We start from the raw sequence: 22,376 nt of genomic DNA, 5'->3' as shown, positions 1-22,376 counted from the left end.
AGTCAGACCAGCTGGGGCTCCGCATCGGCGAGTTCGGCTTCGTGCGATTCGAAGCGGGCGTCCCGGGGCAGCGCGAGGAAGCCCAGGCACATCAGGGCCATCAGGCCGATGCCCCATTTCAGCGTGAAATCGAAGGTGTGCGAGAAGTTCACGGCATTGGCTTCCAGGCCCGCCTCGGCGAGGGTGCGGGCGAGGGCGGGATCGCCGTCGCCGGTCCGGCAGCTGTCGGGGACCGCGGACGGATCCACCTCGGCGGACCGATCCCGCACGCAGGCCCGGAAATTGGCGAGAATCTCGTCCTGCACCGGCGTGGGCAGTCCGGCGGTCGCCAGCTCGACTCGGGTCTGCGTTTCCACCGCGTCCACCCCGCGCCCGGAATCGTTATCCAGCTGCGCGAAGAACACGATGCCGACCAGCGCCACGCCGAGCGCCATGCCCATCTGCTGCCCGGTATTGAGCAGCCCGGACGCCGCACCGGCCTCGCGACCGGGAATCTGCCCCAGCAGCATGTCGATGGTCGGCGCCACCACGAACCCGAAGCCGATACCGGTCACGATGAGCGGCAAGGCCATCTGCCACGAGCTGAAATCGGATTCGTAGCGCGCCGCCAGCCAGCCGTAGAGCCCGAATCCCGCGATCGTCACCAGTCCGCCGCCCAGCAGCACCCAGCGGCCGAACTTCGGCGCCAGCACGCTCACCGAGACCCCGGCGCCGATGCCCGCGCCGACCGCGAACAGCACCGAGGTCAATCCGGCGCGCATGGGCGACCAGCCCAGGCCGGCCTGCATGAACAGGCTCCACACCAGGAAGAATCCGCCGAAGCCGATCCAGAACAGCAGCCAGCTCGCCAGGCCCACGGTGAACGGCCGGGAGCGGAACAGCTCGACATCGATGAGCGGGGAGCCGATGGTGCGCGCTCGCCACCGCTCGTAGACGCCGAACACCGCGAAGACCGCCAGCGAGGCCGCGATCATGACGAAAGTCCAGGCGGGCCAATCCAATCGGCGGCCCTCGGTGAGCGGGTACACCAGCAGCAGCACGGCGGAGACGGCCAGCACCATGCCGATGATGTCCAGCCGCGGCGGCTGCGCCGACCGCGAATCCCGCATGACCACGGCGGCCGCGACGAGCCCGAGAATGCCGATCGGAATGTTCACCAGGAAGATCGGCCGCCAGCCCAGGCCGAACAGATCCCACTGCACCAGCAGCCCGCCCAGCGCCAGGCCGACCGCGGACGCGGAACCGCCGACACCGCTGTAGATGGCAATGGCCTTGGCGCGCTCGGCTTTCGGGAAGGTGACCCGGATGATGGCCAGAATCTGCGGCACCATGAGCCCGGCCATGGCGCCCTGTGCGAACCGGGAGGCAATGAGCATGGCGGGATCGGTGCTGAGCCCGCAGGCCGCCGAGGCGAGGGTGAATCCGGCCATGCCGAGCAGGAACAACCGCTTGCGGCCGTAGATGTCGCCGAGCCGGCCGCCGGTGATCAGCACCGCCGCGAAGGACAGCACATAGGCGGCGATGATCCATTCGATCTGCGAGTACTCGGCTTTCAGATCGTTCTGAATGCTCGGTATCGCCACATTGACGATGGTGACGTCGAGCAGGTCCATGAACCCGGCGGCCAGGACGACGGCGAAGGCTATCCAGCGGCGGGGGTCGAGTGTTGTGGGGTCGGTGTCGGTGTCCACGGCGGTCTCTCTTCGATTCGGTGCGGGTGGGCGACGCCTCAAACTATGCACCTGAAGTGATTATCCCGCAATATGGCAATCATGAATTGTGCATTCAGGTACGCTGGGTCGGTGACCGATACCGCGCCCGGCTATCCGCCGCTGTACAACCACGCCGCATTCCTGTTCGGGCAGTTGGGAAGTCACACCGCCTATCGCTTCACCGACCTGCTCGCCCCGCTCGGCATCAAACCGCCGCAGTTCGGCACGCTGCGGATTCTCGAGGCCAATGACGGACTTTCGCAGCAGCAGTTGTGCGAGGCGCTCGGCATCCATCGCAATGTGATGGTCGGGCTCGTCGACGATCTGGAGAAACGCGGACTCGTGGAACGGCGCAAGCACCCCACCGACCGGCGCGCGCACGCCGTGCACCTGCTCCCGGCCGCCGCCGCGATTCTGGCCCGCGCGGAGGAATTGGTCACCGGGCTGGACGCGGAACTGCTCGCGCCGCTGGATCCGGGCGAGCGGACCGCGCTGGTCGAACTGCTGCAGCGGGTCGCCGTCGGCAATGGGCTCACGCCCGGCATTCATCCCGGCCTGACCGCCGACCGGGCCGAATCACCCTGTGACGAGCGTCACTGAAAGGCCGAGTCACAGCCGCGGATTCGGTGTGTCCAACCAGGTGAAGGCAATTCACCCGGAAGGAACACCTCCCATGGCCACCATCGACATCCTTGACTCGTACATCAACTACACCGACGTCGGCAGCGGTGACATCCCCGTCGTCTTCCTGCACGGCAACCCGACCTCGTCCTACATCTGGCGCAATGTGATTCCGCATGTGAGCGGTGAAACCCGGGTGCTGGCACCGGATCTCATCGGCATGGGCGACTCCGGAAAGCCGGACAGCGACTACCGCTTCGCCGACCACGCCCGCTACCTCGACGCCTGGTTCGACGCGCTCGGCCTGGATCAGGTGGTCATCGTCGGCCACGACTGGGGCGGCGCGCTCGGAATGCACTGGGCGGCACGGCATCCCGAACGGGTGCGCGGCATCGCGGTGGTGGAGACCTTCCTCCGCCCGCTCGAATGGTCGGATATGCCGCCGCAGGGCGCGGAGCTGTTCCGCCGCTTCCGTTCCCCCGAGGGCGAGGAGATGGTCCTCGAACGCAATATGTTCATCGAGTTCAACCTCCCCGCCTCCACCCGCAACCTGTCCCAGGAAGCCCTCGAGGCATACCGCAAGCCCTACCCGACCCCGGAATCGCGCAAGCCGATGCTGGTGTGGCCGCGCGAATTCCCGCTCGGCGGCGAACCGGCCGACGTGGTCGCCATCGTCGAGGACTACGGCCGCTGGATGGCGGACTCGCCGGAGATCCCCAAGCTGGTCATGGCCGTCGAGCACGGTGTCGGCCTCGGGGCCGGGGAAGTGATCGACTGGGCGGCGCGGACCTTCGCATCCGTCGAGCTCGCGAATATCGGCCCGGCCGGACACCACTGCCCCGAGGACCAGCCCGACGCCATCGGCACCGCGGTCGCGGAATGGATCCGGCGGCACGCGCTCACCACGTCCGGCGTTGTAGCCTGAAATCGCCGTGGCAGGGCTGATCGCGGGGCGGACCTAGTGGATCGCGCCCCGCGATCCCTTTCCGGCGTGCCGGTGCGCTTTCCGGTGTGCCTGTGCGGCACTCGAACTCAGGGCTTGCGGAGCGCGGTTCGCGCATCGAGGCTGGCAGTATGCAGATCGAAGCGGACGGCGATCGCGGCCCGGACAGCGCCGAACGGGACCTGGTCGCCCGGGCCGTGGCCGGGGATTCCACCGCCGTCGGCGACATCGTCCGGCAGTTGCAGGACCCCATCTACCGGCTGGCGCTGCGCATGGTGTGGCGGCCCGCCGACGCCGAGGACGCCACCCAGGAGATCCTGCTGCGGGCGGTCGGCAAGCTGGATACCTGGCGGGGTGAGGCGAAGCTGCTCACCTGGGCGTACCGGATCGGCGTCAACTATCTGATCAACCTGAACCGGCGGACCCCGCAGGAGGCGCGGCAGCTCAGCCTGGACGAGTTCAGCGAGGGTCTGAAAGACGGCCTGGCGGAAGAGGATTACCGCGGCCCCGAATCCACGCTGCTCACCCACGAGGTGCGGCTCAACTGCAGCCAGGCCATGCTGCAATGCCTGGCCCGCGAGGAACGCGTCGCCTTCGTACTCTCCGATGTGTTCGAACTGAATTCCACCGAGGCCGCCTGGATCGCCGACACCACCCCGGCCGCATATCGAAAGCGGTTGGAGCGAGCCAAGAAACGGCTCGGCAATTTCCTCACCCGGACCTGCGGGCTGTCGAATCCGGACGCCTTCTGCAAGTGCTCGCGGCGGGTGGGCAAGGCCCTGGAACTCGGCCGCGTGGACCCGCGCCGCCCCGCCTTCGCGGCGCATCCGATCACGCCGGGCGGGCGCAGCGTCGAGGAGGCGGAACGGCAGATGGTGCGGTTGCACGATGCGGCCGCCGTCATCGGCGCGCATCCGGATTACGCGGCGCCGCGGGCGCGCATGGAGGCGATCGGCAGCCTGCTCCGCTCCGGCCGGTTTCCCCTGCTGGAATGAACCGCCGCTCCGGGCATTCCCGCCCCGGCAGCGTGCATTCCCGGCCCGCCAGTGGGTACGCGCACGGTGGAAGGGCAGGTGCACCATGCATTCACCAGAAATCGTCCGCGCGCTACTCGACCGAGCCGGAACCAGCTACGCCCGGGAAGCCGGCATCAAACTGGCCGACAAGCCCGCTCCGCTGTTCCAGCTGCTGATCCTCTCCCAACTGCTCAGCACCCGGATCTCCGCCGACATCGCCGTGGCCGCCGCCCGCGAACTCATCGGCAGCGGCTACAACACCACCCACCGCGTCGCCGACGCCGAATGGCAGGAGCTGGTCGACGCCCTCGGCCGCGCCCGCTACCGCCGCTACGACGAGTCCACCGCCACCCGCCTCGGCGCCAATGTCGCCTTCCTCCTGGACGAATACCACGGCGACCTGCGCCGACTGGCGGCCGAAGCCGACAACCAGCCCTGCCGCCTGGCCCAGCTCCTCCAGCAGTTCCAGGGCATCGGCCCGACCGGCGCCGAGATCTTCCTCCGCGAAGTCCAGGACACCTGGACCTGGATCCGCCCGCACTTCGACGAACGCGCCCTGAAGGGAGCCGCCGAACTCAACCTCCCCACCGACCCGCAAGCCCTGGACGACCTGTGCCCCGACGGCCGCACCGCCGACCTCGCCGCCGCCCTGGTCCGCGTCACCCTCGACCACGACCTCGCGGAGGAGGTCCTCGCCGCCGTCCGCTGAGTGCGACCCGCCTGCCGCCGCGCGGCGGACACGACCCAGTACCGCGCGCCGGTCCCGTCATTCCGGCGTGCGGTTGGCCGGAATCCACCGCATTGCTGGAGATCCCGGCCAAAAGCACGCCGGGATGACGGAGTGGCTCACGCCGGGATGACGGCGTGGCTCACGCCGGGATCGTGAAAGCGGCTCGTGCCGGGATGCCGAGAGGGATTCGCGTCGGGTGACGAGGGATCTCCGTCCACGTGCTGGGCGGTCGGGACGGGCTTTTACCTCGTACGACGTGGGTTCCCGCGAATGTTGTCTTTCGGTGCGCATCGGGGGCGGGGCGGATCTACGATTCGGGCGTGAGTGCGAGTTCGGCCGGGGCGTCGGGGGAGGCGGGTGCGGCCGGGCGGGTGCGGGCGCGGGATATCGATCGGGTGAATGTGCGGGGGCGGCTGGATGCCGCCTATGAGGAGGGGCAGCTCACTGCCGAGGAGTATCACGAGCGGTCGGAGGCGGCGGGGCGGGCGCAGACGTTGGGGGAGCTGCGCGAGCTGGTGGGGGACTTGCAGCAGTCGGCGGGGACCGCGGATCTCGGACTGCCGGAGGCGAAACAGGCGCGGGCGCGGCGGCGGGCGGGGGTGTATCCGGGGCATGTGCGGGCCCGGGACGCGGATCGGGCTGCGACCAGTGCGATTTTGGATGCGGCGCACGGGGATGGGCAGTTGTCGGCGGACGATCATCGGACGATGGTCGAATTGGCCGCGGGGGCACGGACTCTGGGCGATCTGGAGGCGCTGACGGCGGATTTGCAGCGGGCGGCGGACGCGCCCGAACCGCCGCGGCCGCCGGGGGCGCGGCGGCGGCCCTGGTTCGGCGCGGCGGTGACGGCGGCGGCGGTCGCCGCGGCGGTGGGCATGTTCGTGTGGGTGGACCGGCCCGCCGCGCAACCGGCCGGTGCGCCGGCGGTGGACCTCGGGGTGATCGAGCCGCTGGTGGTGCCGACGCCGAATCTGCTGACGGCGGAAGGCATTACACACTTCCGGGAGGTGTATCGCGCCAAGTTCGGTGACACGCTGGTCGATGGTCTGGATCTGTTCGACGAGCATGCGAGCCTGACGCGTGCGGTGCCCGGTCAGCCGAATCGGAAGGTGGAATACCGATACCGGGGCGGATTCGAGCAGTCGAACTCGGTCGCCACGCGCGAAACGACCACCGCCGTATTCGATCTCGCCGCATTGGACGTGGCCGCGCTGGCCACGCTGATAGCCGACGCACCCACGCTGCTGCGGGTCGACGGCGGCACGCTGAGCCATCTCAGCTTCGAACCCGACCCGGCTTTCGCCGACGACGGCGCCGGACCGCTCGTCTCGGTCTACGTGAGCAACAAGTTTCAGGAATACGGTCACCTCTACGCGACCCCGGCGGGCGTCGTCGTGCGCAGCTGGCCGTTCCAGCGATAGGCGGCGAGATGACCGAGAATCGACGCCACGCCAAGCTGCGGGTCCGCGACGCCGACCGCGTGGACGCGTGCGCGCTGCTCGACGCCGCCCGGGCCGAAGGCGAGCTGACCGAGGCCGAGCACACGCAGCGCACGGCGAAAGCCATGCGCGCCCAGACTTTCGGAGATCTCGACCGGCTGATCCACGACTTGCAGATTCCGCGCAATCTGGCCGATGCGCCGGTGGTGCGGGTGGATCGGCGCAAACCGTCGCTGCGCTGGCAGGCGGCGGGGGTCGTGGTCGTGGTGGCCGCCCTGCTCGGCGCGCTGGGCGGGTGCGTGGCCCGCACGACCGCGTCGAATCCGCCGCTGCCGGACCCCACCACCGGGCCGGGGATCGCGAGTTTCCTTGCGGCGTACCGGGATCGGTACGGGGACCTGATGGTGGACGAGGTGAGCCTGTATCCGGAATACGTGCTGGCCGAGCGTGCCACGAGTGATCCGGAACGCGCCGAGGACATCTACTACAACGCGTCCGGCTTCCGGATCGACAGCACCTCGCGCGACGATTCGACGACCCCGCTGGATCTGGCGACCCTCGATGTGGCGAAGCTGGCGCGCCTGATCGCCGGAGCCCCGCAGACCCTGGGCGTGCCCGGCGGCGAGATCACCCACGTGCTCATCGATCGCACGCCGGGTGCGAATCTCACCGATCCGAACTCGACCGTCACCGCAGCGACCGTCGCCATCTACGCCAAGGACGGCCCCCGGTCCGGGCATATGACGCTGACCCTGGCCGGTGAGCCCCTCTCGGTGTATCCCGCCGACAAATGACCCCCGGGCTCCGGGGAGAATTTTTCGCACGCCTGGGAATAGGCGACGTGCATCACCCGTTGGAGCTGTTCAGACAAGGTTGAGCGGGTACGACTCAAGTTCAGCTTGCACTCGGAGCAATCCGGAGGCAGGATTGAGCCGACCACGCTCAGTGTTACTTGCTGAGGACTGTGTAAGTACGTCAACCAGGAGGAATCACCATGGCTCGTGCGGTCGGTATCGACCTCGGGACCACGAACTCGGTCATCGCTGTTCTCGAAGGCGGTGAGCCGGTCGTCGTCGCCAACTCGGAAGGATCGCGCACCACCCCGTCCGTTGTCGCATTCGCGAAGAACGGTGAGGTGCTCGTCGGTCAGCCCGCCAAGAACCAGGCCGTCACCAATGTCGACCGCACCATCCGGTCCGTCAAGCGCCACATGGGCGAGGACTGGTCGGTCGAGATCGACGGCAAGAAGTACACCCCGCAGGAGATCTCCGCGCGCACGCTCATGAAGCTGAAGCGCGATGCCGAGGCCTACCTGGGTGAAGAGATCACCGACGCCGTGATCACCGTCCCCGCCTACTTCGAGGACGCGCAGCGCCAGGCCACCAAGGAGGCCGGCCAGATCGCGGGCCTGAACGTGCTTCGCATCGTCAACGAGCCCACCGCCGCCGCGCTGGCGTACGGCCTGGACAAGGGCGACAAGGAACAGACCATCCTGGTCTTCGACCTCGGCGGCGGCACCTTCGACGTCTCGCTGCTGGAGATCGGCGAGGGCGTCGTCGAGGTCCGCGCCACCTCCGGTGACAACCACCTCGGTGGCGACGACTGGGACGAGCGCATCGTGCAGTGGCTGGTCGACAAGTTCAAGGGCACCTCGGGCATCGACCTGACCAAGGACAAGATGGCCATGCAGCGGCTGCGGGAGGCCGCGGAGAAGGCCAAGATCGAGCTGTCGTCCTCGCAGTCGACCTCGATCAACCTGCCCTACATCACCGTCGACGCGGACAAGAACCCGCTGTTCCTGGACGAGCAGCTGACCCGCGCCGAGTTCCAGAAGATCACCTCCGATCTGCTGGACCGCACCCGCAAGCCGTTCCAGTCCGTCATCAAGGACGCCGGCATCTCCGTGAGCGATATCGACCACGTGGTGCTCGTCGGCGGCTCGACCCGCATGCCCGCCGTCTCCGAGCTCGTCAAGGAGCTGACCGGCGGCAAGGAGCCCAACAAGGGTGTGAACCCGGACGAGGTCGTCGCCATCGGCGCCGCCCTGCAGGCCGGTGTGCTCAAGGGTGAGGTCAAGGACGTCCTGCTGCTCGATGTCACCCCGCTGTCGCTGGGCATCGAGACCAAGGGCGGCGTGATGACCAAGCTCATCGAGCGCAACACCACCATTCCGACCAAGCGCTCGGAGACCTTCACCACGGCCGACGACAACCAGCCGTCCGTGCAGATCCAGGTCTACCAGGGTGAGCGCGAGATCGCCTCGCACAACAAGCTGCTCGGCTCCTTCGAGCTGACCGGCATCCCGCCGGCCCCGCGCGGCGTGCCGCAGATCGAGGTCACCTTCGACATCGACGCCAATGGCATCGTGCACGTCACCGCCAAGGACAAGGGCACCGGCAAGGAGAACACGATCAAGATCCAGGACGGCTCCGGCCTGTCCAAGGAGGAGATCGACCGCATGGTGAAGGACGCCGAGGCGCACGCGGCCGAGGACAAGGCGCGTCGCGAGGAGGCGGAGACCCGCAACCAGGCCGAGTCGCTGGTGCACCAGACCGAGAAGTTCATCAAGGACAACGAGGACAAGGTCCCGGCCGAGGTCAAGACCAAGGTCGAGGCGGCCATCGCGGAGGCCAACGAGGCGCTCAAGGGCACCGATATCGCGGTCATCAAGACCGCGGTGGAGAAGCTCGCGACCGAGTCGCAGGCGCTGGGCCAGGCCATCTACGAGGCCGCGGGCGCCGAGCAGGCCGCCCAGGGCAATGGCGCGGCCGCGCCGGAGTCCGATGACACCGTGGTCGACGCCGAGGTCGTCGAGGAGCCGGAGAAGAAGTGACCAAGCCGAACCCGGAAGAAGAGCCGGTCATCATCGACGATGTCGTTGATCCGCTCGCGGGTCAGGTTGGCGAGGCCGCGGCGGAGTCCTCCGCCGCGGCTTCGGCCGCGGATGACATTGCCACGAGCGAGGATTCGCTCGCGGACGCCATCAGCGCCGAACTCGCCGAGCGCACCTCCGACCTGCAGCGGCTGACCGCCGAATACGCCAACTACCGCCGCCGCGTCGAGCGCGACCGCCAGGCCACCATCGAAACCGCCAAGGCGTCGGTGGTCAGCGAATTGCTCGGCGTGCTCGACGATCTCGACCGCGCCCGCGCGCACGGCGACCTGGAGACCGGACCGCTCAAGTCGGTCGCGGACAAACTGGTCACCGCCCTGCAGAAACAGGGACTCGTCGACTTCGGTTCGGAGGGTGAGCCTTTCGACCCGACCCTGCACGAGGCCGTCCAGCACGAGGGCTCCGGACACGATCCGGTGATCGGCATGGTCATGCGCAAGGGCTACAAGTTCGGCGATCGCGTCTTGCGCCACGCGCTGGTCGGCGTCACCGACGGCGTAGCGGAACAGACCGGCAGCGCATCGGATTCGACGAACGCCGGCTCCGATGCCGCTGCTACCGAGTAATACGAGTAATCCGAGAGGAGGAGATGCCCGGTGAATCGGGAGTGGCTCGAGAAGGACTTCTACAAGGAGCTGGGTGTTTCCTCCAGCGCCACCCAGGACGAGGTCAAGAAGGCCTATCGCAAGCTCGCCCGGGATCTGCATCCGGACAAGAATCCGGGAGATGCCAAGGCGGAGGAGCGATTCAAGGCCGTCAGCGAGGCGCATGCCGTGCTGTCGGATCCGGAGAAGCGCAAGGAGTACGACGAGGCCCGCCGGCTCTTCGCGAGCGGCGGCTACGGCCGCGGCGGCTTCTCGCCCGGCGGCGGCTACGGCCAGCCGGGCGGGTTCTCCGGTGAGTTCAACCTGGGCGATATCTTCGGCGGCGCCGGTGCGACCGCCGGGGACGGCGGTCTCGGCGATATCCTCGGCGGCCTGTTCAATCGCGGCGGCGCCCGCACCTCGTCGCGCCCGCGGCGCGGCAGCGATGTGGAGACCGAGACGACCCTGGGCTTCCGCGAGGCCGCCCAGGGCGTGACGGTCCCGCTGCGGATGACCAGCCCGGCGGCGTGCACCACCTGCCACGGCAGCGGCGCCAAGCCGGGCACCAGTCCGCGAGTCTGCCCGCACTGCAATGGTTCCGGCGTGATCAGCCGCAATCAGGGTGCGTTCGGATTCAGCGAGCCGTGCGAGGACTGCCGGGGCACCGGGTCGATCATCGACGATCCGTGCGGCGACTGCCGCGGCACCGGCATCCAGAACCGGACCCGCACCATTACCGTCCGCATTCCCCCGGGTGTGCGCGACGGACAGCGGATCCGGCTGGCCGGTCAGGGCGAGGCGGGCCTGCGCGGTGCGCCTCCGGGCGATCTGTATGTCACCGTGCATGTCAGCCAGGACAAGGTGTTCGGCCGCAATGGCGACGACCTGACCCTGGTGCTGCCGGTGAGTTACAGCGAATTGGTGCTGGGCACAACGGTTTCGGTGCCGACCCTGGACGGCCGCGTTGGCGTCAAGGTGCCGCCGGGCACCGCGGACGGCCGTACCCTGCGGGTGCGCGGCCGCGGCGTGCCCAAGCGGGGCGGCGGCGGTGCGGGCGATCTGCTGGTCACGGTGAAGGTCGCGATCCCGCAGAAACTGGACGACAATGCCACCGAGGCGCTGCGGCGCTATGCGGAGGCGGAGAAGGAAAGTGGCTTCGATCCGCGTGCCGGATGGGCAGGTGCGTAAATGAGTTCCGATCCGAAAAAGGCCGAGGCGCAGTACTTCCTGATCTCGGTGGCCGCGCAGCTGGCGGGCATGCACGCCCAGACGCTGCGCACCTATGACCGGCTGGGCCTGGTCTCGCCGCAGCGCACCTCCGGCGGCGGCCGGCGCTACTCGAACCGGGATGTGGAGCTGCTCCGCGAGGTGCAGCGCCTGTCCCAGGACGAGGGCGTCAACCTGGCGGGCATCAAACGGATCATCGAACTCACCAATCAGGTCGAGGAGCTGCAGCACCGGGTCGCGGAGTTGGCCGCCGAGGTGGAAAGACTCCGGTCGGGGTACCGCCCCGACCTGACTCCCGCCCCGCGTAGCACCGCGCTCGTGGTGTGGCAGCCGCGCAATCGGCGGCACTCGCAGTAGGCGGTACGCACCGCGGGTAGCGGAAAAGGTGCGGGGGCTTCGGCTCTCGCACCTTTTTTGATGAGTTGGGGTTGGGCGGAAATAGATACAGACCGGACGGTTATTGAATTATTCCGTTTGTGAGTTTTGTCCTTGTGAGACAAGGCAATTAATGTGCGAGCGAGGTTGCGGTGCGGTCGCTGAGTTTCTGAGTCTTGCAAAACGGATCTCGCAAGATCGGCGAGTGAAACCCCGTGTCTCTCGGCGTGTTCCAGGTGAACAGTCTGTTTTCAGGTAAATAACCCTGCGCTGTCCTCAATTTAAGGGAATTACAGGCGTGTTGTTGAAACGTCCCGTTCCGTTGCTGGCAAACCTCACCTACACTTGCTTGGCAACGGCTGCTGTCGAGTGTCCCGCAGCACTGCACTCGCCGGCCTCGCCCGTGTTCGAGTGCGAAATGGGGTTGTGACACAAATGGATTCGCGGACCGTCGCATTGATTAGAACGACGTTCAAGGCGGTTGCTGCGGAGGAAGGCGGCCCCGAAAAACTCGCACGATCGTTCTACGCCATCCTTTTCACGGATTACCCACAAGTTCGCGACTTCTTCCCGGCCGCCCTCGACGCCCAGCGCGACCGGCTGGTCCGGGCCATCGCCTATGTGGTCGACCGCCTGGAGGAACCGGACAAACTACTGCCCTTCCTCGCCCAGCTCGGGCGCGACCATCGCAAATACGGTGTGGTTGCCGAACATTATGCGGCCGTGGGGAAATCGCTCAAGACCGCCATGCAGGCCTATGCCGGCACCGAGATGTGGACCGACGAGGTCGACCGCGCCTGGGACGAGGGCATCGGCGTCATCGCCGACACCATGATCGGCGCCGCCGAGCAGGAGGGCACCCCGCCGGTCTGGACCGGCACCGTCACAGAACACCGCGAGGTGCTGCGCAATCTCGCCGTGGTGCGCTTGAAGCTGGACCAGCCCATGCAGTACGCGGCCGGGCAGTACATGAGCGTGCAGATCCCGTCCCGGCCGCGCATGTGGCGCTACCTGTCCCCGGCCATACCGGCCAATGCCAGCGGCGAACTGGAATTCCACATTCGCGGCGTCACCGGCGGCTGGGTCAGCCCGGCCATGGTCGGGCACACCCGGGTCGGCGAGCAGTGGCTGATCGGCTCGCCGCTGGGCGGGCTCGGCGTGCCGCGCAATACTCGCCGCAAGATGCTCATGATCGGCTGCGGCACCGGGATCGCCCCGCTGCGCGCCCAGCTCATGGCCATGACCGCGCGGCGCTCCAATCCCAAGGTGGATCTGTTCGTCGGCGGGCATTACCCGTGCGATCTCTACGATCTGGAGATCCTGAGTCAGCTGGCGCGCGCCAACAAGTGGCTCAGCGTCAACCCGGTCACCGAGAGCAATGAGAACCCGTGGTGGCATTTCGCGGATTCCGATGAGCCCAAGGAGCTTCCGGGCTTACAGCCACGGCGGGTAGGTCAGATCGGCAAGATCGTGGCGGGATTCGGGCCCTGGGCGGATCGTGACGTGCAGATCGTCGGTTCACCTTCCATGGTGCAGACCACCAAGTTCCGGCTCATGGCCGCGGGCACCCCGACCCAGAACATTCGCCACGACCCGCTGTTCTGAGCAGTTCCCCTCGTCATTCCGGGATGACGGGCGTCTCAAAACCCTTCGTATCGAATGTTTTCGCGCGGCGTCCCGGTCGCGATGAGGCGATCGACCACGGCCTGCACCTGACCGGAATTGCCGCACACCAGGATCTGCTGGTGATCGAAGGGCGCGAATCGTGCGACGGCCTCGGCGAGTGTCCCGGGCAGCATTTCCTCCGGCTGGAAGCCGACATCCACCTTGCACGCCTCGTACCAGGCATCGGCGCGGCTGGGATCGTGCTCGTCCTGCACCACCGGAAGCACTGTGAGCCAAGGGAATTGCTCGGTCAGCAGATAGAGCATGTCGGCGGCGTAGAGGTCGCGCGGGTAGCGTCCGCCGAGGAACAGGGTGAGGTTCGGCGGTGTAGCGCGGCGGGACAGGTCCAGCAGCAGCGCGCGCAGCGGGGCCAGGCCGATGCCGTCGGCGATCATGACGATCTCGGTGGCGTCCTCGTCCACCGTGAGCCAGCCGCCCGGATTGCTGATCCGCCATTCGTCCCCGGCGCGGGTGTCCGATACCAGCGAACCGCTGCACCAGCCGCCGGGCACGGTGCGCACATGGAATTCCAGCTTGCCGTCCAGCGAGGGCGGCAGGGCGGAATACAAGCGCCGCGCGATATTCGGATGCTGCGGCGTGCGCACCTCCATCGACTGCCCGGCCGCGAACGGCACGAACTCGCCGATCAGCCGGATCACCGTGAGGTCCTCGCGCAGCCGGTGCGCGCCCACCACGGTCGCCGACCATTCCCCGTCCGCGGCGCCGGGCCCGGGCGCGGACGGAGCCGCGGTCCGGGCCGCGGCCGGATGCCCGTCCGGCGGCGGGGTATCCGGTGTGACGATGGGTAGTTCGTCGGTATCGGCGTAGGACGGCACCGCCTTGATGATCGGGAACTCGTCGGTATCGTCCGGGCCGCGCGTCAAGGCAAACTCCTGATCATCGAAATATGTTGTGCTACACCGAATCCCGAATCTAGACGGGATCGGACATGATGTTCCGCTCCGGGGTGCCCACCGCGAGCAGCGCCCGCTTGGTATCGGCGATCATGCGGGCCGACCCGGCGATCTGGATCTGCCGATCCGCCCAGGCGCCGAAACTGGCCACCACCGCGCCCAGGTTACCGATGAGCCGCCGGTGCATGCCGAACGGCGTCTCGGCCGGCGGATACGGATGCCACCAGGGGTTGGTTTCGTTCTCGCACACCGGAATCACGGTCAGCCACGGATTGCTCTGCGAGAGCTGCCACATGTTCTCCACATCGTAGAGATCGCAGGGGTAGCGCCCGCCCATGAACAGGTGCACGCGCGGATTGATGCCGCGCCGCCCCATCTCGATCAGCTGGGCGCGAATCGGCGCGATGCCGGTGCCCGAGCTGATCATGAGCACATCCTTGCGGCTGCTCAGATCCACGTGCAGGCCGCCCAGCGGCGCGGCGATCATCCAGCGGTCGCCGACCTTGGTCTCGTTCACGATGGCCGGGCTCACCCAGCCGGTGCGGACCTTGCGCACATGGAATTCGATCTCGCCGTAGGGATTGGTGGGGATGGCCGGCGACAGGTACCGCCACATCTTGGGCCGCTGCGGAATGGCGACCGGAACGTACTGTCCGGCCCCGTACGGGATGGGCGTATCCGATTGCAGCCGCACAATGGCCAGATCGTCCACCACCCGCCGGTGCCCGACTACCGTCGCCTCCCAATAGGGTTGCGATTTGTCGGAATTGGCGCCGATGGCCATGGACGCCGAGATCAGGATGGTGACATCGCGCCACCCGGCCTCCAATTGCCGGTTCCAGTGCCCGACCCCGTTGTAACTGCGGAAGGCCGAGAGCAGCGCACGACCCGCGATGTCGTAGTGCGCCGCCTCCACGCCGTACTTGCGGTGATCGCGCGCCAGCTGCTCCAGGAAGCGCTGGGCGCGATCCCAGTCCTCCAGATTGTCGAGGACGAACTGGATGGCGGTGACGAGGCGTTTCGCCTGCATGTCCATGGCGGAGGGGAACAGCTCCCGCAGGGCGGGTATCTCCGCGAAAAGGTGACCGTAGAACGCGCTGATCAGTCGTTCGGGCCCGTGCTGGGCCTCGACGACTGTCCGAAAGTTTGCGCGGACCAGCGCTGCCGAACGCGCATCCACGACGTCGAGCTTTCCTTCCTCTGCTGCTACCCCGGACGAGCCCGGTTCCGGGCTGCCCTCCGCGTCAAGTATCCCTGAAAAAACGGTGGTCGCACGGATATAGCCAAGCTGGGGTCATTCGGAGCCGCGGAGAGGCCGGAGGCGGAACCGAAGGTTCAGATGACCAGCACCGTCTTGCCGCGTGCGCCGGATGCGCCGATAACTTCCGGGGCGTCGGCGAGCGGCGGGGTGGCGTCGATGGGGACCACCAGATCACCGTTGCCGACATCGCGCAGCAGCTCCCGCAACTCGGGTGCGCCGCCGTGGGATTCGAAGTTGCCGCCGGTTATCCCGCGCCGCTTCAGCTCCTCCTCGTCGGCGGACCAGACCGTGGTGTAGGCCGCGCCGCCCGCCTTGACGAGTTCCAGGTGCTGGGCGAAGACCTCCGGCGGACTGACCAGATCGAAGAGCACGTCGACCCCGCCGGGCACGGTGATGCGCACCGAATCGGCGATGGACAGCTCGGCCGTCTGCTGCTGGGTCGGGGAATCGCCGACCGGGATCCGCCCGTAGTTGACCACCTCGGCCGCGCCCAGCCGCAGCATCCGATCGGTGGCGTCGGGCCGTGCGGTGGCGATGACGTGCGCGCCCGCGAGGGTCGCCAGCTGCACCAGATACGACCCCACCCCGCCGGTCGCCCCGACCACCAGCACCGTCTGCCCGGTCCCCACCTTCGCGGCGTGCACCAGATCGAGCGCGGTAATGCCCGCGGTGGGCAGCGCCGCGGCCTGGATGGCGGTGATCTCGTCGGGGACCTTGGCAATGCTGCTGACCCGCGGGACCACGATGTATTCGGCGAAGGTGCCGTGCCCGACCGGCGGTACGAGGAATTTGCCGACCACCCGCTCGCCGATTTCGAAATCCGTCACGTCCGGGCCCACCGCCGAGACGCTGCCCGCGCCGTCGACGCCCGGTATGAGCGGAAAGTCGTGCGGCAGCTTGCCGTCCAGATAGCCGTCGATGATGCGCTTGTCGAACGGGTTCACCCCGGCCGCTTCCAGCTGAATCTGAATCTGCCCCGGTCCCGGCTCGGGGACCGGCATATCCGCCGGCTCGGGAGTGCCGCCGAATTCTCGAATCACGATCGCGCGCATGGGGCTCCATTCGTTCGGAACTACCGGGACGGAACGGCTGCGGTGATGCGTCAACGAACTGGTTCCAGCGTAGCGTTGTGTGTGACGTACGTCCCTCTGGTGCCGTTGTCGAAAACTCGTCAGACTTGAGCGGAACAGACTCAACTTCTGCCGCGTTGGATCGAGTAAACGACTAGTAGGAAGGTGACAGTGGACTCGTTCAATCCCACCACCAAGACTCAGGCGGCCCTGACCGCCGCATTGCAAGCGGCCTCCGCCGCCGGCAATCCGGAGATTCGTCCGGCGCACTTGCTGGTGGCGTTGCTGGATCAGACCGACGGCATCGCCGCCCCGCTGCTGAAGGCCGTCGCAGTCGACCCGGCGACGGTCCGGCGCGAGGCCCAGGACATCGTCGACCGCCTGCCCCGCGCCAGCGGCGCGACCACCACCCCGCAGCTCGGGCGCGAGGCCCTGGCCGCCGTCACCGCGGCCCAGCGGCTCGCCACCGAGATGGGCGACGAATACGTCTCCACCGAGCACCTCATGGTCGGCCTGGCCGCCGGGGACTCGGACGTCTCGCAGCTGCTGCTGAAGTACGGCGCCACCGCGGACAATCTGCGCGAGGCGTTCACCGCCGTGCGCGGCAACACCCGCGTCACCACCCCCGATCCCGAGGGCAGCTATCAGGCCCTGGAGAAGTACTCCACCGATCTCACCGCCGCCGCCCGCGAGGGCAAGCTGGATCCGGTCATCGGGCGCGACGCCGAGATCCGGCGCGTGGTGCAGGTGCTGTCGCGGCGCACCAAGAACAATCCGGTGCTCATCGGCGAGCCGGGCGTGGGCAAGACCGCCATCGTGGAGGGTCTGGCACAGCGCATCATCGCCGGCGACGTCCCGGAATCGCTGCGCGGCAAGCGCCTCGTCTCGCTCGACCTGGGCGCCATGGTCGCGGGCGCGAAGTACCGCGGCGAATTCGAGGAGCGGCTCAAGGCCGTGCTGGAGGAGATCAAATCCAGTGCGGGGCAGATCATCACCTTCATCGACGAACTGCACACCATTGTCGGCGCGGGCGCGACCGGCGAATCCGCCATGGACGCCGGGAACATGATCAAGCCCATGCTGGCGCGCGGCGAGCTGCGCCTGGTCGGCGCCACCACGCTCGACGAATACCGCCAGCACATCGAGAAGGATCCGGCCCTGGAGCGCCGGTTCCAGCAGGTCCTGGTGGGCGAGCCGTCGGTGGAGGACACCGTCGGCATCCTGCGCGGGCTCAAGGAGCGCTACGAGGTGCACCACGGCGTGCGCATCACCGACTCCGCGCTGGTCGCCGCCGCCACGCTGTCGGATCGCTACATCACCTCGCGGTTCCTGCCGGACAAGGCCATCGACCTGGTGGACGAGTCCGCCTCGCGGCTGCGCATGGAGATCGATTCCCGCCCGGTCGAAATCGATCAGGTGGAACGCGCCGTGCGCCGGTTGGAGATCGAGGAGATGGCGCTGGCCAAGGAGACCGACGACGCCTCCAAGCAGCGCCTGGAGAAGCTGCGCTCCGAACTCGCCGACGATCGCGAGAAGCTCAACCAGTTGATGACCCGCTGGCAGAACGAGAAGGCGGCCATCGACTCGGTGCGCGACATCAAGGAGGAGCTGGACAAGCTCAGGGGCGAATCCGATCGCGCCGAGCGCGACGGCGATCTGGGCAAGGCCGCCGAACTCCGGTACGGGCGAATCCCCAAGCTGGAGAAGGAACTCGGCGAGGCCGAGGTCAAGGCCAAGGGCGCGGCCGACGGCGACGTCATGCTCAAGGAGGAGGTCGGGCCGGACGATATCGCCGAGGTGGTGTCGTCGTGGACCGGTGTGCCGGTGGGCAAGATGATGGAGGGCGAGACCCAGAAGCTGCTCCGCATGGAGGACGAACTGGGCAAGCGCGTCGTCGGGCAGGCCGAAGCGGTGCAGGCGGTCTCGGACGCGGTGCGCCGCGCCCGCGCCGGCGTCGCCGATCCGAACCGGCCGACCGGCTCGTTCATGTTCGTGGGCCCCACCGGCGTCGGCAAGACCGAGCTCGCGAAGGCGTTGGCGGACTTCCTGTTCGACGACGAGCGCGCCATGGTCCGCATCGATATGAGCGAGTACAGCGAGAAGCACTCGGTGGCCCGCCTGGTCGGCGCGCCCCCGGGCTACGTCGGCTACGACCAGGGCGGCCAGCTCACCGAGGCGGTGCGCCGGCGCCCGTACACGGTGGTGCTGTTCGACGAGATCGAGAAGGCCCACCCGGACGTGTTCGACATCCTGCTGCAGGTGCTCGACGAGGGCCGGCTCACCGACAGTCAGGGCCGCACGGTCGATTTCCGCAACACCATCCTCATCCTGACCTCCAACCTGGGTGCGGGCGGCGACAAGGATTTCGTCATGAACTCGGTGCGCGCCGCGTTCAAGCCGGAATTCCTCAACCGGCTCGACGATGTGGTCATGTTCCACGCCCTCGACGAGGAACAGCTGGAGACCATTGTCGACATCCAGCTGGACCAGCTGCAGCAGCGGCTGTCCCAGCGCCGCCTGAAGCTGGACGTCTCCGACTCGGCCCGCTTCTGGCTGGCCGTGCGCGGCTACGACCCGGCCTACGGCGCCCGCCCGCTGCGCCGGCTCATCCAGCAGTCCATCGGCGACACCCTCGCCAAGGAGCTGCTGGCCGGTGAGGTCCAGGACGGCGACACGGTGAAGGTCAATGTCAGCGGAGACGGCGACCACCTCATCGTCGGCCGCTGAATCGGGCGAATCGCACACCGCGCGGTGTAGTTCTGCGCCGCGCGGTGTGCCGCCGCCTACCCTGGAGGCCATGACCAACCCCAGCGATCCGTGGTCGCGGCGGCCGGACCCCGATCCGGTGGACGGGCCGACCGAGAAGGTCGGTCGCGCCGGCGGGCCGGCCGGGCACACCGCGGAGGCAGGTGCGGCGTACGGGCCCACCGAGAACTACGCGGCGCCCACCGACTACTTCGCGCAGCCGCCCGGGCCGGACGCCACCCGCGTGATGCCGCCGCCCGACGCCGCCTGGGGCGCCTACGAGAGCGGCGGCGGGTACGCGCCGACGAGCAGCTACGAAACCCAGTACCTGCAGCCCGGCGCGTACGCTCCACCCGGCGCGGGCGGCTACCCTGGCTACCCGGTCGCCCCCGGGGTTCCGGGCGGTCAGCAGCCCGGCGGCTATCCGCCCCCGGGCGGTCCGCAACCGCCCAAGCGCAACAAGAATCTCTGGGTGGTCCTCGGCATCGCCGCCTTCGTGCTCGTCGCACTGGCCGGTGTGAGCGTGGGAGTGCTGCTGGCGAACAAGGATTCGTCCTCCGACACCGCGTCCTCGACGCGGACCACCACCGGCAACGCCTTCCCGCTTCCCCTCGATACCGGTACGTCCGGGGTGCCACTACCCAGCGGCATCCCGCAGATTCCCGGCTTCGGCGATATCGAGGGCCTCGGCGCGGACATGGGCACCATCGCGAGCAACGACGGCAAGACGCTCACCATGACCACCCTGGCCGGCGATACCGTCACCGTGAAAACCGATGCGAGCACCCAGGTGATCTCGCTGTCCAGCACCACCGTGGCGGACCTGAAGGTCGGCGAGATGGTGATGGTGGAGGGGGACAAGGCGGCCGACGGAACCATTCAGGCCAAGATCATCATCAGCACCTCGCTGCCGAGCGCGCCCCGATGAGCGATCCGGCGGCGGCTCGCGCACGACAACGTGCAGGCGTACCGGGCATTTCACGTCCCGGCTGGATAGGGTAGGCGGCGATGACGGCTATATGGTTCGGGTTGGCGGCGATCGCGCTCGTGGGTGCGATCGTGCTGCTCTATTTCGATCGGCTGCAACGGCAGCGCACCGGGCACGTGCGGCAGGTCTGGGCGAAATCCCAGGGCTACACCTATGTTTCGGTGGAACCGGCGCTGGCCTCCACCTGGCGGCGCGGCGCGCTGGCCAAGCTCGGCTATCTGTCGGCGGTGGACGTGGTGTCCGGCAACCGAAAGGGCGAGAAGTTCGTGCTCTTCGATCTGGAGGACTCCGCCACCCTGGTCGCGGTGCGCCGGCAGATCGGCTCGGACATCGATATCGACCTGCGGCTCAAGACCGCCGCGCCGCCCAAGGACCACGATCTGGAACTGCTCGGCGCCATCGGCGATCGGGTCGTGTTCGCCACCAATCCGGATATCGCCCGGCACGCCGTGGATCAGCGCATGGTGGCGTTCATCGAATCGCTGCCCGATACCGTGCAGCAGCTGTGGAGCGAGGGCAACTGGACCCTCGGCATGCTGCCGGTCGGCTCCACCTCCAAGGACTGGGAGACCGCCATCGACGCGGTGCTGCGGCTGTCCGGTCTGCTGCACGTGCTGCCGCCGGTCATCAGCTCCGAGCGCGCCCGCGACGATCTGCCCGAACCCGGCCGCTCGCACCCGGTTCCGGAGGACGACGACTACGACGGCTACGACGAGGACGGCGACTACGAGGCCGAGCGCCCGACCGCCCGCACCCAGCCGGCGCGCCGCCCCGAACCCGAGGACGAGGACGACTACAGCCCGCTGGTGAACGATATCGCCGGCGACGAATCCGATCCCGGCTCCGATTCCGAGCCCGAATCCTGGCGTCCCGCACTGAAAGTCGTGCCCGACCCGCGCAACCGCCCGCGCCGCAACTGGCCGCCCGCCCCGGAAGAGGAAGAGGACTGGGCCGCCGAGGACGCCCGCCGCGCCGCCGAATACCCGGACGGCGAATACCCCGACCCCGAGGACTGGCCCGACGAGGAACCCGAGGACGACCGCGAACCCGAGGAAGGCTGGCGCAAGGACCAGGGCCGCAGCGCCCCACCCGGCGGCCCCTTCCACCCCGGCTTCCGCCCATACCAGGGCCCGACCCCCCGCTGATCCTCCCGACGCGCCCAACCCGGCATCGGGGTCAAGGGGCGGAGCCCCTTGCGGGGGTGCGGGGGCTGGCCCCTGTGGGGTGCGGGGTGCCCCCGCCGGGGGCGTGGGGGTGTCCCCCACAAATCAAATACAGCGCGTTGTTCCCGCGCCAGGGGGCTCGAGGGACAAGAATGGGTGCGCAGTCTCGGTCACCGGCGACCGTGCCCCCTGTCTGTCGAGCGATGGGTAGTCGATGACCGAGAGCTCTCCCGTATCGCGCCTGCCCGGCGCGCACCGGCCGGTGGCCGTGGTCACCGGGCCGACCTCGGGTATTGGCGCGGCGTACGCCATCCGGCTCGCCTCGCTCGGCTACGACCTGGTGCTGGTGGCGCGCGACGAGCAGCGGCTCGTCGCGCTGGCGCACGATTGCGAGGTGCGCTTCGGGGCGCGGGCGGAGATACTGCCCGCGGACCTGGCGCGCGCCGAGGATCGTGAGCGGGTCGCGGCGCGGCTCGCCGAAGGTGTCGAATTCCTGGTCAACAATGCGGGATTCGGGAATTCGGGCGAGTTCTGGACGGTGGATCCGGAACTGCTGCAACGCCAGCTGGATGTGAACGTCACCGCCGTCATGCAGTTGACCCGGGCGGCGGTGCCGGCCATGGTGCACGCGGCCAATGGCACGGTGGTGAATGTGGCCAGCATGGCCGGCCTGATACCCGGGAGGGGCTCGACCTACTCGGCCTCCAAGGCGTACGTCGTATCCTTTTCGCAAGGGCTGGCGGGCGGGCTGGCCGGGACCGGCGTCCGGGTGCAGGCATTGTGCCCGGGACTCGTCCGCACCGAATTCCATGAGCGAGCCGGAATCGATACGGGTTCGCTGCCGCGCCAGCTGTGGTTGACCGTGGACGAGGTGGTGGCCGGGTCGCTCGATGATCTGGAGAAGAACCGGGTGATCAGCGTGCCCGGAATGCAGTACAAAGCGATCGCTGCGGTCGCCGGACTGATCCCCCGGTCGCTGGTGACCCGCCTGAATCGGGGCCTGTACAACGCACTCGGAAGGACATGAACA

The 22,376-nt window shown here is 68.1% G+C and carries 19 protein-coding genes; 15 read left to right on the top strand and 4 right to left on the bottom strand.

Annotation, left to right across the window (positions count from 1 at the left end):
* Positions 1 to 2: 2 nt before the first annotated feature.
* Positions 3 to 1,691, bottom strand: a complete 1,689-nt coding sequence (locus ACFVIV_RS16970; RefSeq protein WP_379197174.1) for an MFS transporter — start codon at positions 1,689 to 1,691, stop codon at positions 3 to 5.
* A gap of 111 nt (positions 1,692 to 1,802) precedes the next feature.
* Here ACFVIV_RS16970 and ACFVIV_RS16965 point away from each other — a divergent pair, with 111 nt between their 5' ends.
* From ACFVIV_RS16965 to ACFVIV_RS16915, 11 genes are all read left to right on the top strand, one after another.
* Complete coding sequence (locus ACFVIV_RS16965) at positions 1,803 to 2,312, top strand: MarR family winged helix-turn-helix transcriptional regulator (RefSeq protein ID WP_379197173.1); 510 nt, start codon at positions 1,803 to 1,805, stop codon at positions 2,310 to 2,312.
* Between the two features lie 73 nt (positions 2,313 to 2,385).
* Complete coding sequence (locus ACFVIV_RS16960) at positions 2,386 to 3,258, top strand: haloalkane dehalogenase (protein WP_379197172.1); 873 nt, start codon at positions 2,386 to 2,388, stop codon at positions 3,256 to 3,258.
* Positions 3,259 to 3,407: 149 nt separating this feature from the next.
* Positions 3,408 to 4,271 carry an RNA polymerase sigma factor gene (locus ACFVIV_RS16955; RefSeq protein WP_379197171.1) on the top strand — a complete coding sequence of 288 codons (864 nt, stop codon included), beginning with the start codon at positions 3,408 to 3,410 and terminating at the stop codon, positions 4,269 to 4,271.
* An 85-nt stretch (positions 4,272 to 4,356) separates the two neighbouring features.
* Complete coding sequence (locus ACFVIV_RS16950; RefSeq protein WP_379197170.1) at positions 4,357 to 5,001, top strand: endonuclease; 645 nt, start codon at positions 4,357 to 4,359, stop codon at positions 4,999 to 5,001.
* 341 nt (positions 5,002 to 5,342) lie between these two features.
* On the top strand, positions 5,343 to 6,443 hold the full coding sequence (locus ACFVIV_RS16945; protein WP_379197169.1) for a DUF1707 domain-containing protein: 1,101 nt from the start codon (positions 5,343 to 5,345) through the stop codon (positions 6,441 to 6,443).
* Between the two features lie 8 nt (positions 6,444 to 6,451).
* Complete coding sequence (locus ACFVIV_RS16940; protein ID WP_379197167.1) at positions 6,452 to 7,255, top strand: DUF1707 domain-containing protein; 804 nt, start codon at positions 6,452 to 6,454, stop codon at positions 7,253 to 7,255.
* A gap of 200 nt (positions 7,256 to 7,455) precedes the next feature.
* Positions 7,456 to 9,294 (top strand): molecular chaperone DnaK, encoded by a 1,839-nt coding sequence (dnaK, locus tag ACFVIV_RS16935; RefSeq protein WP_379197165.1) that lies wholly within the window; start codon positions 7,456 to 7,458, stop codon positions 9,292 to 9,294.
* Positions 9,291 to 9,920 carry a nucleotide exchange factor GrpE gene (gene grpE, locus ACFVIV_RS16930; RefSeq protein ID WP_379197163.1) on the top strand — a complete coding sequence of 210 codons (630 nt, stop codon included), beginning with the start codon at positions 9,291 to 9,293 and terminating at the stop codon, positions 9,918 to 9,920. Before dnaK ends, grpE begins: the two co-directional genes overlap by 4 nt.
* Before the next feature lie 30 nt (positions 9,921 to 9,950).
* Entirely contained in the window at positions 9,951 to 11,126 is a 1,176-nt protein-coding gene (gene dnaJ, locus ACFVIV_RS16925; RefSeq protein ID WP_379197161.1) for a molecular chaperone DnaJ, read from the top strand.
* On the top strand, positions 11,127 to 11,522 hold the full coding sequence (locus tag ACFVIV_RS16920; protein WP_379197159.1) for a heat shock protein transcriptional repressor HspR: 396 nt from the start codon (positions 11,127 to 11,129) through the stop codon (positions 11,520 to 11,522).
* 453 nt (positions 11,523 to 11,975) lie between these two features.
* Positions 11,976 to 13,145, top strand: a complete 1,170-nt coding sequence (locus ACFVIV_RS16915; RefSeq protein WP_379197157.1) for a globin domain-containing protein — start codon at positions 11,976 to 11,978, stop codon at positions 13,143 to 13,145.
* 35 nt (positions 13,146 to 13,180) lie between these two features.
* Here the strand turns inward: ACFVIV_RS16915 and ACFVIV_RS16910 are convergent, their stop codons facing one another.
* The 3 genes from ACFVIV_RS16910 to ACFVIV_RS16900 form a co-directional block, all read right to left on the bottom strand.
* Entirely contained in the window at positions 13,181 to 13,900 is a 720-nt protein-coding gene (locus ACFVIV_RS16910) for an FAD-binding oxidoreductase (RefSeq protein WP_379197441.1), read from the bottom strand.
* A 238-nt stretch (positions 13,901 to 14,138) separates the two neighbouring features.
* The gene (locus ACFVIV_RS16905; RefSeq protein ID WP_379197155.1) at positions 14,139 to 15,299 is read right to left on the bottom strand and encodes a globin domain-containing protein; all 1,161 of its coding nucleotides are present in this window, start codon (positions 15,297 to 15,299) and stop codon (positions 14,139 to 14,141) included.
* A 155-nt stretch (positions 15,300 to 15,454) separates the two neighbouring features.
* Positions 15,455 to 16,432 carry an NADP-dependent oxidoreductase gene (locus ACFVIV_RS16900; protein ID WP_379197153.1) on the bottom strand — a complete coding sequence of 326 codons (978 nt, stop codon included), beginning with the start codon at positions 16,430 to 16,432 and terminating at the stop codon, positions 15,455 to 15,457.
* Between the two features lie 189 nt (positions 16,433 to 16,621).
* On the opposite strand from ACFVIV_RS16900, the gene clpB reads away from it, so the two are divergent.
* The 4 genes from clpB to ACFVIV_RS16880 all read left to right on the top strand — a co-directional run bounded on the left by clpB (position 16,622) and on the right by ACFVIV_RS16880 (position 22,373).
* On the top strand, positions 16,622 to 19,177 hold the full coding sequence (clpB, locus tag ACFVIV_RS16895) for an ATP-dependent chaperone ClpB (protein ID WP_379197151.1): 2,556 nt from the start codon (positions 16,622 to 16,624) through the stop codon (positions 19,175 to 19,177).
* 70 nt (positions 19,178 to 19,247) lie between these two features.
* Entirely contained in the window at positions 19,248 to 20,123 is an 876-nt protein-coding gene (locus ACFVIV_RS16890; RefSeq protein ID WP_379197149.1) for a DUF5666 domain-containing protein, read from the top strand.
* An 80-nt stretch (positions 20,124 to 20,203) separates the two neighbouring features.
* The gene (locus tag ACFVIV_RS16885; RefSeq protein WP_379197147.1) at positions 20,204 to 21,328 is read left to right on the top strand and encodes a hypothetical protein; all 1,125 of its coding nucleotides are present in this window, start codon (positions 20,204 to 20,206) and stop codon (positions 21,326 to 21,328) included.
* 232 nt (positions 21,329 to 21,560) lie between these two features.
* Positions 21,561 to 22,373, top strand: coding sequence for an SDR family NAD(P)-dependent oxidoreductase (locus tag ACFVIV_RS16880; RefSeq protein ID WP_379197145.1), 813 nt, complete (start codon positions 21,561 to 21,563; stop codon positions 22,371 to 22,373).
* Positions 22,374 to 22,376: the final 3 nt, after the last annotated feature.

The sequence above is a fragment of the Nocardia sp. NPDC127526 genome (assembly GCF_042672265.1).
In the GTDB taxonomy this organism is placed as follows: domain Bacteria; phylum Actinomycetota; class Actinomycetes; order Mycobacteriales; family Mycobacteriaceae; genus Nocardia.
The sequence above is the reverse complement of the archived record's forward strand: the minus strand, read 5'-3'. Positions and strand labels throughout refer to the sequence as shown.

Coding starts and splice junctions, on each gene's coding strand:
- ACFVIV_RS16915 (WP_379197157.1), top strand. CDS start 11,976: ATGGATTCGCGGACCGTCGCATTGATTAGAACGACGTTCAAGGCGGTT.
- ACFVIV_RS16900 (WP_379197153.1), bottom strand. CDS start 16,432: ATGCGCGCGATCGTGATTCGAGAATTCGGCGGCACTCCCGAGCCGGCG.
- ACFVIV_RS16950 (WP_379197170.1), top strand. CDS start 4,357: ATGCATTCACCAGAAATCGTCCGCGCGCTACTCGACCGAGCCGGAACC.
- ACFVIV_RS16960 (WP_379197172.1), top strand. CDS start 2,386: ATGGCCACCATCGACATCCTTGACTCGTACATCAACTACACCGACGTC.
- dnaK (WP_379197165.1), top strand. CDS start 7,456: ATGGCTCGTGCGGTCGGTATCGACCTCGGGACCACGAACTCGGTCATC.
- ACFVIV_RS16880 (WP_379197145.1), top strand. CDS start 21,561: ATGACCGAGAGCTCTCCCGTATCGCGCCTGCCCGGCGCGCACCGGCCG.
- ACFVIV_RS16955 (WP_379197171.1), top strand. CDS start 3,408: ATGCAGATCGAAGCGGACGGCGATCGCGGCCCGGACAGCGCCGAACGG.
- ACFVIV_RS16885 (WP_379197147.1), top strand. CDS start 20,204: ATGACGGCTATATGGTTCGGGTTGGCGGCGATCGCGCTCGTGGGTGCG.
- ACFVIV_RS16890 (WP_379197149.1), top strand. CDS start 19,248: ATGACCAACCCCAGCGATCCGTGGTCGCGGCGGCCGGACCCCGATCCG.
- ACFVIV_RS16920 (WP_379197159.1), top strand. CDS start 11,127: ATGAGTTCCGATCCGAAAAAGGCCGAGGCGCAGTACTTCCTGATCTCG.
- ACFVIV_RS16940 (WP_379197167.1), top strand. CDS start 6,452: ATGACCGAGAATCGACGCCACGCCAAGCTGCGGGTCCGCGACGCCGAC.